Raw genomic sequence first — 10,177 nt, 5'->3', positions numbered from 1 at the left:
CAAGGTCTCGACCGCGGTGCTCCTGGAGAAGCCGCTCAAGCGGGCCGTCAACATCCAGGCGGATTATGTCGGGTTCGAATGCCCCGACTATTTCGTGGTCGGCTACGGCATGGACGTGGCCCATTCCTATCGGCAACTGCCGTTCGTCGGCGTGGTCGAGACCGATGATCAGGCCGGGTTGCCCGGTATCTGAGGAGCATCCATGTCGCGTATTCTGGTCGTCGATGACGAGGAGCCGCTGCGCGTGCTGGTCGCACGCGGCCTCGGTCTCGACGGACATAGCTGCCTGATGGCGTCCGACGGGGCCGAGGCGCTCGATATCCTGGAAGCCGAGCAGGGCCGCTTCGACCTGCTGCTGACCGATATCCGCATGCCCCTGATGGACGGGATCGCGCTGGCGCTGGCCGCCAAGCAGCAGTTCCCCGACCTGACGATCATGCTGATGACGGGCTATGCCGAGCAGCGTGAGCGGGCCAAGAGCCTGGAATCGATCGTCGCGGAGGTGATGGCCAAGCCCTTCACCATCGCGGAATTGCGCGCGACCGTGCTGAAGGTGATCGAGCGCTCGATCGGCTAGCTGTTGAGCCACCAGATCGAGGCATTGAGCAGCGTAGCGAAGGCGACCCAGGCGAGATAGGGCCAGAACAGGTTCGAGGCCAGCCGGTCCAGCGGGCGGAACGCGGCGATCGTCGCGACGATCAGGACGAGCAGCGGCAGAATGACGGCGAGACCGGCGACCGGGCTGTTGGCGCCGAAGAAGGCGAAGGACCAGCCGATATTGAACAGAAGCTGCAGGTGGTAGACCAGCAGCGCGCGCCGGCGGCCGGGGATGCCGACCGGCAGGCGCAGGATGCGGAAGACGCCGAGCGCCATCAGCGCGTAGAGCGCCGTCCAGACCGGCGCGAAAATCCAGTTCGGCGGGTTGAAGGGCGGCTTGACGAGCCCGGCATACCAGGCCGGGATCTGGGGCACGGTCACGGCGCTGCCGGCGACCGAGGCGGCCACGACCGGCAGGATCGCGATGGCAAGCGCCGCCCAGAGCGGCGGGCGGTGATCGAGCGAGGTTTGGGGCAGCGTCGTCATGACTCGATGATGGGGCGTGCGGGGAGGCCTAGCAAGACGCTGCGCCTGCCTGGGCTATGCGGCTCGGTCCAACGGGCATTCCCCTCCTTCATGGAACTTTTCCGATCGCGCCGCTTGACGCGCGCTACAGCCAGATCTGTTTCGCTTTCGCCAGATAGCGCGCGCGTTCCGCCAGTCCGTTGCGGCCGCCGTTGATCAGCCTGGTCACGCGCTCGATCTCATCGGCATCGGCAGCTGGGTTAATGGCGCGCTCGACCCAGTAGGCGAAGGCGATGCGGAGCGATGTCTCGGGCTCCTTCGCGCGCTCGGGCTCGGTTTCGAGGTCGATGCCGAGCAACTGACTGAGGCGCCGGTAATTCGCCCGGCCGGTCAACTGGAAGATGCCGCGGCCGTGATAGCGGATGCCGTCGCCGGGCTGTGTGTTGCCGAGATCGCGCCGGCCTTCATAGCGGATGAAATAGGCTGGCCCGCCATATTCCTCGAGCGTGCGGAAGCCGTCGGTCTCGTGGGCGGCCTGCGCCAGGAAATGGCAGATGCGCAACCGCGTCGCGACCGCGTGCTCGCCGGCGAGCGCATCGAAGCGCTCGGCAATGCCGGCGACGATCGCCGCATTGGCCGAGGGCGCGAGGCGTAGCAGGCGCTCGCGCGTGACCGCCAGGGCCGGTTCGGCGGATGGGCCGAGACCGATCCAGGTTCCGATGGCGCGCATCGACATAAAAATGCCCTCCCGAGAAGGAGGGCATCATCGCCTTGTCGCGGGTGCCGGGGATAAGATTGCCCGGCCGAGAGGGGTCAGCCGCTGACGGCGGTGTATTCGGTCTCGATCGAGGAGGCGTGGACCTCGTGGTCGAAGCCGTAGATATGGATCGAGATCGCCTCGCCCGGCCCGAAATTGCGCATGCGGTGGATGTTCGGGCCCGAGGGCAGCATGCAGGCGACATAGCCGGGCTGGCGCTCCTGCTCCTCGGTCTGGACGGCGCGGCTGGCGTCGATGGCGCGGTACCAGGTCTCGGTGACCGTCCCGGAGACGACGCCGAAGCAGCAGGAACAATGGTGGTCGTGGATCGAGGTCGCAGAGCCCTCGCCCCAGACGATCGCCCAGACGCTGACATTCTCGTCGCCGGCGAGGAGGTTGCGGCTGTAGCAGCCGGCCTTGCGCTCCAGCGGCAGGCGCTGGATCAGGTCCGGCATGGCGACGAGCTCCTGCAGCACCTCGCGGGCGGCGCTCAGATAGTCGCGCGTCATGGTGCCCGCATCGGTCCGCAGGTTGCGCAACACGGCCCCGCGCCGCTCCTCGCTCAGAAAACCCTGCATGCCATTCCCCTCTGGATCACTTCGAGAAGGATAGGCGCCGCTGGCGGGCAGCAGTTTGCAGAGTTGGAGAATTTTTATCCCCAATTGGAATCATGTACCCGATATGGGATGATATGTGGAAATAATTCTCCGCTTCCTTCTCGTGGTAGGTAGCTGATTCTGGATTTGGCGAGGTGCCGTGGCCAAGCTCGATGCTTTCGACCTGCGCATTCTGGCGCGCTTGCAGGAGGATGCGAGCCTGCCGCTCGCCGAACTTGCCGAGGCGGTGGGGCTGTCGTCCTCGCCCTGCTGGCGGCGGGTGCAGAAGCTGGAGGAGGGCGGCTATATCAAGCGGCGCGTGGCGCTGCTCGACCGCGACAAGCTCAAGGCCGGCGTCACCGTCTTCATCGCGGTCAAGACGGCGCGCCACTCGATGGAGTGGCTGGAGCGCTTCCATCAGGCCGTGCACGACCTGCCCGAGATCGTCGATTTCTACCGGATGAGCGGCGAGATCGACTACCTGCTCAAGGCCTATGTCGCCGATATCGCCGCGTATGACGCGCTCTACAAAAAGCTGATCTCGCGGATCGACCTCAGCGACGTGACCTCGATGTTTGCGATGGAGGAGCTGAAATCGACCTCGGCGATCCCGCTGGGTTTCGCCGAGAGCATCTGAGCCGTCGATCGACCCGGGCCCTGTCATATCATTGAGACGGGCCGAGGCTAGCGCTGCGCGCGAAACCTCAGGAGATCAAGACCATGTCGAGCCCGGCTCTGCAGACCAACCGCCGTGCACTGCTTCTCGGGCTGGGTACGGCTGCGCTAGCGGCGCCGGCTCTGGCCCGCTCGTTGCCGTCACTGCCGACGGCCAATCTCGGCGCGGATGCGGGTTACTGGCAAGCCGTCCGCGGTCTCTACAGCGTCACGCCCGACATGGTGAACCTCGAGAACGGCTATTGGGGCATCATGGCCGAGCCGGTGAAGGCGGAATACAAGCGCCTGACTGATTTCGTGAATTTCGAGAACACGGTCTATGCCCGGACCAAGATCGGGGCGGATCTCGACAATGTCCGCGCGCCGCTCGCAGAATTTCTCGGCGTCGCCCGCGAGGAGATCGCGCTGTCGCGCGGCGCGACCGAGGCGCTCCAGGCGCTGATCTCCGGCTACAACAAGCTTAAAGCCGGAGACACCGTGCTCTATGCCGATCTCGACTACGATTCGATGCAATACGCGATGAACTGGCTCAAGGACCGGCGCGGCGTCGAGGTGGCAAAGTTCGACATCCCGGAGCCCGCGACGCGGCAGGCCGTGCTCGATGCCTATGACGCCGCCCTGAAGGCCAATCCGAAGACCAAGCTCCTCCTGCTGACACATATCAGCCATCGCACCGGCCTGATGATGCCGGTGAAGGAGATCGCGGCCATGGCGAAGGCGCGCGGCGCCGACGTCATCCTCGATGCCGCCCATAGCTGGGGGCAGGTCGCCTTCAAGGCCAGGGATCTCGGCGTCGATTTCATCGGCTTCAACCTGCACAAGTGGATCGGAGCCCCGCTCGGCGTCGGCATGATCTACATCGCCCAAGAGCGCCTCGCCGATATCGATCCCTACATGGCCGACGAGGATTTCAAGGCCGACGACATCCGCTCCCGCCTGCACACCGGCACGACGAATTTCGCGGCGCAGCTTACCGTTCCGACGGCGCTCGCCCTGCATCGCGAAATCGGCCCGGAAGCCAAGGAGGCGCGCTATCGCCACCTGCGCAACTATTGGGTCGCCAAGGCGCGCGAGCTCAAGGGCGTCGAGATCCAGACGCCGGACGATCCGAGCATGGTCGCCGGGATCACCTCATTCGCGCTGGCCGGCAAGCGCTCGCCCGCGGATGTCAACGCGATCGTCGCGGAGCTGCGCGACAAGCACAAGGTCATGACGGTGCGCCGCGGCGGCGTCGCCAAGGGCAACACGATCCGCATCTCGCCGGCGCCCTACATCATGGAAGCCGACCTCGACAGGTTCGTCGCGGCGCTGGCGGTCGTGTCCGGCAATCGGGCGGGCTGATTCTGAACGTCATTCCCGGGAGGCGCGGAGCGCTGATCCGGAAATCTCTCGCCAGAGATGCTCGGGTCAAGCCCGAGCATGACGCAGGTGGGGCTCAGGCCTTCGTGACCTTCTGGTAGTCCTTCACGTCCGAGAAGGTGATGTCGGGCGCGCGCTCGGCATCGTATTTCAGCGTGAACTGGCTGGAGGCCATGAAGACCGGGTCGCCGTCGAGATCATCGGCCATGGCCGAGGGCTTGTGGCCGACGAACTTGGCCAGCGCGACCTTGTCCTCCGAGGAGACCCAGCGCGCGATCGAGAACTGGCAGGGCTCGAAATCGACGGGCAGCGAATATTCCGCGTCCATCCGCTCCTTGAGCACGTCGAGCTGGAGGGCGCCGACGACGCCGACGATGGCCGGCGCGCCGTCATGCGGCAGGAAGAGCTGGACGACGCCTTCCTCGGCCATCTGCTGCAGCGCCTCGCGCAGCTTCTTGGCCTTCATCGCGTCCTTGAGCTTGACGCGGCGCAGGATTTCCGGGGCGAAGCTCGGCACACCCTTGAAGACGATGTCCTCGCCCTCGGTCAGCGTGTCGCCGATGCGCAGCGTGCCGTGGTTCGGCAGGCCGACGATGTCGCCGGCAAAGGCTTCTTCCGCGATCGAGCGATCGCGGGCGAAGAAGAATTGCGGCGCGTTGAGCGGCATCGGCTTGCCGGTGCGGACGAGCTTAGCCTTCATGCCGCGCGACAGCTTGCCCGAGCAGATGCGCATGAAGGCGATGCGGTCGCGGTGGTTCGGATCCATGTTCGCCTGGATCTTGAAGACGAAGCCGGTCATCTTCGGCTCGTCCGCCTCGATCGGGCGCTTGTCAGAAGCTTGCGCGCGCGGGCTCGGCGCATAGGCACCGAGCGCGTCGATCAGGTCGCGCACGCCGTAGTCGCGGAGCGCCGCGCCGAAATAGAGCGGCGTCAGATGGCCCTCGCGGAAAGCCTGTAGGTCGAAGGGCTTCAGACCTTCGGCTGCGAGGAAGACCTCCTCGCGCCAGGTCTCGGCGGCGCCATTCGGCAGCAGCTCGTCGAAGAGCGGATCGTCCCAGCCGGAGACCTGGCGGTCCTCGGCGCGCTCGTCGCCTTTCTGGTTGCGGCGGAAAGTGTTGGCCTTGAGATCGTAGGTGCCGACGAATTCGCGGCCGCGACCGACCGGCCAGGTCATCGGCGCGACGTCGAGCGCCAGCGTCGTCTCGATCTCGTTGATCAGGTCGAAGGGGTCGCGCGTCTCGCGGTCGACCTTGTTGATGAAGGTGACGATCGGGATGTCGCGGAGGCGGCAGACCTCGAACAGCTTCTTGGTGCGGTCCTCGATGCCCTTGGCGGCGTCGATCACCATGACGGCGGCGTCGACGGCGGTCAGCGTGCGGTAGGTGTCTTCCGAGAAGTCCTCGTGGCCCGGCGTATCGAGCAGGTTGAAGACGTGCCCGCCGTACTCGAAGGTCATCACCGAGGTGACGACCGAGATGCCGCGCTGGCGCTCGATCTTCATCCAGTCCGAGGAGGTCTGGCGGCGACCCTGCTTGGCGCGCACTTCGCCGGCGAGCTGAATGGCGCCGCCGAAATAGAGCAGCTTCTCGGTCAGCGTCGTCTTGCCCGCGTCCGGGTGCGAGATGATGGCGAAGGTGCGCCGGCGCGCATGCGGCGCGGCGGAGGCCGCAGACGCTTCAAGGGTCGAAAGATCGGTCATGGCGCGCATGAAGACGGAAGGGGGGCGGAAGTCAATTGGTTGTCCGTTCCGATCGCCCGAGCCCGCCTATCTTACGCGGAACCAAGCCGTCATTCCGGGGCGGGCCGCAGGCCCGAGCCCGGAACCGATGCCCTTTGTGAATTCAAGCGGTGACCTGGCCGAGCTTTCCCAGCAGCGGAATCGGTTCTGGGTTCCGGGCTCTTCGCTGCGCGAAGCCCCGGAATGACGGCGTGGCTCCCGTCGAAATCCTGACTGCCAAGTCAGTTCTTCAGCCGGTAACCCGTCTTGAAGATCCAGCCGACGACCGCGATGCAGGCGGCGAGGAAGATCAGCGTCATGCCGAGGCTCACCCCCAGGCTGACATCGGCGAGCCCGTAGAAGCTCCAGCGGAAGCCGCTGATCAGGTAGACCACGGGATTGAACAGCGTCACCGTCTGCCAGAAGGGCGGCAGCATCGAGATCGAATAGAAGGAGCCGCCGAGGAAGGCGAGCGGCGTCACGATCAGCAGGGGAATGACCTGCAATTTCTCGAACCCATCCGCCCAGATGCCGATGATGAAGCCGAACAGGCTGAAGGTCGTCGCCGTCAGCACCAGGAAGAGCATCATCATCACGGGATGCTCGATCCGCAGCGGCACGAAGAAGGCGGCCGTCGCCAGGATGATCAGGCCGAGCAGGATCGATTTCGACGCGGCGGCGCCGACATAGGCGATCACCGCCTCCCACCAGGCGACGGGGGCGGAGAGCAGCTCGTAGATCGTGCCGGTGAATTTCGGGAAATAGATCGCGAAGGAGGCGTTGGCGATGCTCTGCGTCAGCAGCGAGAGCATGATCAGGCCGGGCACGATGAAGGCACCATAGGGCACGCCCTCGACCGACTGCATGCGCGATCCGATCGCGCCGCCGAAGACGATGAAATACAGCGAGGTCGAGAGTACGGGCGAGACGATGCTCTGGAGCGGCGTGCGCCAGGTCCGGTTCATCTCGAAGCGGTAGATCGCGGCGATGGCGTGGAGGTTGAGACCGGTCATCAACGGCGCTCCCTGACGAGGCTCACGAAGATGTCCTCGAGCGAGCTCTGGCTGGTACTGAGGTCCCTGAAGCGGATGCCGGCTTCGGCCAACCCTTGCAGCAAGGTGGTGATGCCGGTGCGCTCTCCTTGCGTGTCATAGATGTAGACGATCTCGTCGCCGGCCGCCGAGAGCTTGAGGTCGAAGCTCGCTAAGGGCTCGGGGATGGCCGCGATCGGCTGCTGGAGCTGCAGGGAAAGCTGCTTCTTGCCGAGCTTGCGCATCAGCTCGGCCTTTTCCTCGACCAGGATGATCTCGCCCTTGGAGATGACGCCGACGCGGTCGGCCATCTCCTCGGCCTCCTCGATATAATGCGTAGTCAGGATAATGGTAACGCCGTCGTCGCGTAGCCGGCGCACCATCCGCCACATGTCCTGCCGAAGCTCGACATCGACGCCGGCCGTGGGCTCGTCGAGGAAGAGGATGCGGGGCTCGTGCGAGAGCGCCTTGGCGATCATGACGCGCCGCTTCATGCCGCCCGAGAGCATGCGGATCTGGCTGTCCTTCTTCTCCCAGAGCGAGAGGTCCTTGAGGATGCGCTCGATCAGGGCGGGGTCGCGCGGTTTGCCGAACAGGCCGCGGCTGAAATTGACGGTTGACCAGACCGTCTCGAAGGCGTCGGTGGTCAGTTCCTGCGGCACGAGGCCGATCGCCGAGCGGGCGGCGCGGTAGTCGCGGAGGATGTCGTGGCCATCGGCCGTGACGGTGCCGGTGCTCGGCCGGACCAGGCCGCAGATGATGCTGATCAGCGTCGTCTTGCCGGCGCCGTTGGGGCCGAGCAGGGCGAAGATCTCGCCGCGCCTGATGGCGAGGTCGACCGATTTCAGGGCGCTGAAGCCGGAAGCGTAGGTCTTCGAGAGGCCGGAGACCGAGATGATCGGCGAGGACGTGTCTGACATGGGCGGCATATAGGGGAGCCGTTGCGTGGTTGCGATGGCGTGGTCATGCGGGGAAAGCATGATCGCCTGTCAGTTTATGGCGGGAAGGGCTGCGAAACGAAAAGGCCGGGCGCAGGGCCCGGCCTTTCTTACACGACGCAACTGCAGTCTACCTCATGAAGAACCACAACAGGATGATGATCGGGATCGGAACGCCCACAAGCCACAGAATGATCGAACGCATTTTTCAGCCCCCGTTGGAACGATGATGCTGCGGCAACGCTCGCGGCCGGGGGAAAGTTCCTGCCGGCTCAACGTCAGATTCCGCCGAAAGCCCCAGCGGTCGCGTGCCATTGCGGGCGATAGCCGTGCGCCAGCGCCGCCAGCGTGGCAGGCGGGGTCAGCACGGTGACAGTCCCCGTCGGACGCGCGCGCCGGGCGACATAACCGCCGGGCGACCAGAGCAAGGCGGATGCCCCGCGCAACGCGAGAAAATCCCTGCCATCATCGGAAAGCAGCATCGCGCCGTCGGGCAATCGCTCTGCCGGTAGCCGGTGCGTACGCTTGGTGCGGCCGTCCAGGCGATCGGCATCGAGAATGCGGTCGATCTCGGGGAAGAGCGGCGTCTCGGGAAGGCCGAGACCGCGGACCAGCGCCGCGCGATAGGCAAGCGCATCGGGGCGCCGGCATTCCATGCAGGGGCGGTGCCCGGCGGCGAGCGCCGTCACCTCGTCGCAGAAGAACAGCTCGGTATAGCCGCGGCCCCAGACCTTGCGCTTGCGCCCCTTGAAGGAAAGGACGCAGCAGAGCCATTGCCGCGTCGCCTGGATACGCGTTGGGATTTCATGGCTCGTGGGGTCATGAAAACGGCCGCCGCGATTGCCGTAGAAGGTGCCGCGCGCCGGATCGGCGAAAAGCGTACCATCGGGTCTGACGCGGTTGGGAAGGGGCATGATCGGCATCCGCTGCAGGGATCGCCGACGATCCTAGCCGGGTGCCGGCCCGTTGTTGGCAGGACAATCACCGGCGATTTTCCGTGATCCCGTCAGCAGAGCCTTAACGCTAGAAGCAAGTCGGCGCCGGCCCCTAAGGCATTTGAAGTATTTTCGGCTGCATTCCGATGGCGACGAAGCCATGCGGAGCCGGCAAGCGCCACGATGAACGCCTATCTTCCCTTGATCCTGTTCACGGTGCTGACCAATGCCGCGGCGCAACTGATGCTGAAGCGCGGCATGACCGGGGTCGGCTCGCTGAACATCGCCGGCGACGGGCTCGTCGCCACGGTCTTCCGCGTCGTCTTCAACCCCTTCGTCTTCGCGGGCCTGTGCACTTTCGTGATCAGCATGGCCTCGCATCTGATCGTGCTCTCCAAGGTGCAGATCAGCTACGCCTACCCGTTCCTGAGCCTCGCCTATGTCGTGGTCGCGGCTTACGCCTATTTCGTCTTCCACGAGGATCTGGGCGCGATGCGGATCGCCGGCATCGGATTCATCGTGCTTGGCACCATCTTCATCGCACAAAGCTGAGGGAAACATGGACCTGATCGTACGCCTGTTCCTGCGCCTCGGCGCCCTGCTCGAGCCGCCGGCCGTCCCGCAGCCGATCCCGATTCCGGTTCGCAATCGCCCGCGCTTGCCCGCCGACCCCCGAGGCTAAGGCGATGAAGCACATCATCATCGGCGGCGACGGTTTCGTCGGCTCGCATCTGGCGGCCGATCTCGTCGCCATGGGCGAAGAGGTGCTGGTCGCGGATATCCACCAGAGCGGCCACGCGCATTATGCGACGGTGCCGTTCCTGACCGTCGACGTGACCAAGGCGGAGAGCGTGGATGCGATCCCGCTCTCGCCCGAGGACCTCGTCTACAATCTCTCGGCCAAGATGCTCTCGCCGATCGTGACGCGGGCCGAGCGGCACGACTTCTTCTGGCCGGTGAACTATCACGGCACGCAGAACATCCTGGCCTGGATGGAGAAGAACGGCGCCAACCGGCTCGTCCATTTCACCACCGACATGATCTACGGCCATTCGGTGACGGTGCCGCAGGACGAGACGCATCCGGCCCATCCGCTCGGCGAATACG

General features: G+C 65.2%; 13 protein-coding genes and 1 pseudogene. 7 read left to right on the top strand and 7 right to left on the bottom strand.

Features of this window, described 5'->3' with window-relative positions; genetic code table 11:
* Positions 1-193, top strand: a pseudogene (locus JHD80_RS25420) (hypoxanthine phosphoribosyltransferase); the annotation flags it as partial.
* A gap of 9 nt (positions 194-202) precedes the next feature.
* Entirely contained in the window at positions 203-577 is a 375-nt protein-coding gene (locus tag JHD80_RS25415; protein ID WP_199093092.1) for a response regulator, read from the top strand.
* Here JHD80_RS25415 and JHD80_RS25410 read toward each other — a convergent pair.
* From JHD80_RS25410 to JHD80_RS25400, 3 genes are all read right to left on the bottom strand, one after another.
* Positions 574-1,083: a TspO/MBR family protein gene (locus JHD80_RS25410; RefSeq protein ID WP_199093090.1), complete on the bottom strand. Its 510-nt coding sequence runs from the start codon at positions 1,081-1,083 to the stop codon at positions 574-576. The genes JHD80_RS25415 and JHD80_RS25410 overlap by 4 nt on opposite strands.
* A 124-nt stretch (positions 1,084-1,207) precedes the next feature.
* Positions 1,208-1,798 carry a glycoside hydrolase family 19 protein gene (locus tag JHD80_RS25405; RefSeq protein WP_199093087.1) on the bottom strand — a complete coding sequence of 197 codons (591 nt, stop codon included), beginning with the start codon at positions 1,796-1,798 and terminating at the stop codon, positions 1,208-1,210.
* 77 nt (positions 1,799-1,875) lie between these two features.
* On the bottom strand, positions 1,876-2,397 hold the full coding sequence (locus JHD80_RS25400) for a cysteine dioxygenase (protein WP_199093084.1): 522 nt from the start codon (positions 2,395-2,397) through the stop codon (positions 1,876-1,878).
* A 178-nt stretch (positions 2,398-2,575) separates the two neighbouring features.
* Between JHD80_RS25400 and JHD80_RS25395 the strand changes: the two genes are divergently transcribed.
* Positions 2,576-3,052, top strand: a complete 477-nt coding sequence (locus JHD80_RS25395; RefSeq protein ID WP_199093082.1) for an Lrp/AsnC ligand binding domain-containing protein — start codon at positions 2,576-2,578, stop codon at positions 3,050-3,052.
* Positions 3,053-3,135: 83 nt separating this feature from the next.
* Positions 3,136-4,431 (top strand): aminotransferase class V-fold PLP-dependent enzyme, encoded by a 1,296-nt coding sequence (locus JHD80_RS25390; protein ID WP_199093078.1) that lies wholly within the window; start codon positions 3,136-3,138, stop codon positions 4,429-4,431.
* Positions 4,432-4,525: 94 nt separating this feature from the next.
* On the opposite strand, the gene JHD80_RS25385 is transcribed toward JHD80_RS25390, so the two are convergent.
* The 4 genes from JHD80_RS25385 to JHD80_RS25370 all read right to left on the bottom strand — a co-directional run bounded on the left by JHD80_RS25385 (position 4,526) and on the right by JHD80_RS25370 (position 9,049).
* Positions 4,526-6,148, bottom strand: a complete 1,623-nt coding sequence (locus JHD80_RS25385) for a peptide chain release factor 3 (protein ID WP_199093076.1) — start codon at positions 6,146-6,148, stop codon at positions 4,526-4,528.
* Positions 6,149-6,408: 260 nt separating this feature from the next.
* Positions 6,409-7,179, bottom strand: a complete 771-nt coding sequence (locus tag JHD80_RS25380) for an ABC transporter permease (RefSeq protein WP_199093073.1) — start codon at positions 7,177-7,179, stop codon at positions 6,409-6,411.
* A complete protein-coding gene (locus tag JHD80_RS25375) occupies positions 7,179-8,117 on the bottom strand; it encodes an ABC transporter ATP-binding protein (protein ID WP_199093071.1) in 939 nt (312 codons plus the stop codon). The genes JHD80_RS25380 and JHD80_RS25375 overlap by 1 nt, the downstream gene beginning before the upstream one ends.
* A 296-nt stretch (positions 8,118-8,413) precedes the next feature.
* A complete protein-coding gene (locus tag JHD80_RS25370; RefSeq protein ID WP_199093068.1) occupies positions 8,414-9,049 on the bottom strand; it encodes a hypothetical protein in 636 nt (211 codons plus the stop codon).
* A gap of 204 nt (positions 9,050-9,253) precedes the next feature.
* On the opposite strand from JHD80_RS25370, the gene JHD80_RS25365 reads away from it, so the two are divergent.
* The 3 genes from JHD80_RS25365 to JHD80_RS25360 form a co-directional block, all read left to right on the top strand.
* Positions 9,254-9,622 carry a DMT family transporter gene (locus JHD80_RS25365; protein ID WP_199093066.1) on the top strand — a complete coding sequence of 123 codons (369 nt, stop codon included), beginning with the start codon at positions 9,254-9,256 and terminating at the stop codon, positions 9,620-9,622.
* 7 nt (positions 9,623-9,629) lie between these two features.
* Positions 9,630-9,752 (top strand): hypothetical protein, encoded by a 123-nt coding sequence (locus JHD80_RS29160; RefSeq protein WP_282568441.1) that lies wholly within the window; start codon positions 9,630-9,632, stop codon positions 9,750-9,752.
* Between the two features lie 4 nt (positions 9,753-9,756).
* The coding region (locus tag JHD80_RS25360) for an NAD-dependent epimerase/dehydratase family protein (protein WP_199093063.1) at positions 9,757-10,177 on the top strand (421 nt) is incomplete at its 3' end.

The organism is Allobosea sp. ASV33, assembly GCF_016428755.1.
Taxonomy (GTDB): Bacteria; Pseudomonadota; Alphaproteobacteria; order Rhizobiales; family Beijerinckiaceae; genus Allobosea.
This window is presented reverse-complemented; position numbering and strand designations above follow the sequence as displayed.

Coding starts and splice junctions, on each gene's coding strand:
- JHD80_RS25415 (WP_199093092.1), top strand. CDS start 203: ATGTCGCGTATTCTGGTCGTCGATGACGAGGAGCCGCTGCGCGTGCTG.
- JHD80_RS25410 (WP_199093090.1), bottom strand. CDS start 1,083: ATGACGACGCTGCCCCAAACCTCGCTCGATCACCGCCCGCCGCTCTGG.
- JHD80_RS25405 (WP_199093087.1), bottom strand. CDS start 1,798: ATGTCGATGCGCGCCATCGGAACCTGGATCGGTCTCGGCCCATCCGCC.
- JHD80_RS25400 (WP_199093084.1), bottom strand. CDS start 2,397: ATGCAGGGTTTTCTGAGCGAGGAGCGGCGCGGGGCCGTGTTGCGCAAC.
- JHD80_RS25390 (WP_199093078.1), top strand. CDS start 3,136: ATGTCGAGCCCGGCTCTGCAGACCAACCGCCGTGCACTGCTTCTCGGG.
- JHD80_RS25385 (WP_199093076.1), bottom strand. CDS start 6,148: ATGACCGATCTTTCGACCCTTGAAGCGTCTGCGGCCTCCGCCGCGCCG.
- JHD80_RS25380 (WP_199093073.1), bottom strand. CDS start 7,179: ATGACCGGTCTCAACCTCCACGCCATCGCCGCGATCTACCGCTTCGAG.
- JHD80_RS25375 (WP_199093071.1), bottom strand. CDS start 8,117: ATGTCAGACACGTCCTCGCCGATCATCTCGGTCTCCGGCCTCTCGAAG.
- JHD80_RS25370 (WP_199093068.1), bottom strand. CDS start 9,049: ATGCCCCTTCCCAACCGCGTCAGACCCGATGGTACGCTTTTCGCCGAT.
- JHD80_RS25365 (WP_199093066.1), top strand. CDS start 9,254: ATGAACGCCTATCTTCCCTTGATCCTGTTCACGGTGCTGACCAATGCC.
- JHD80_RS29160 (WP_282568441.1), top strand. CDS start 9,630: ATGGACCTGATCGTACGCCTGTTCCTGCGCCTCGGCGCCCTGCTCGAG.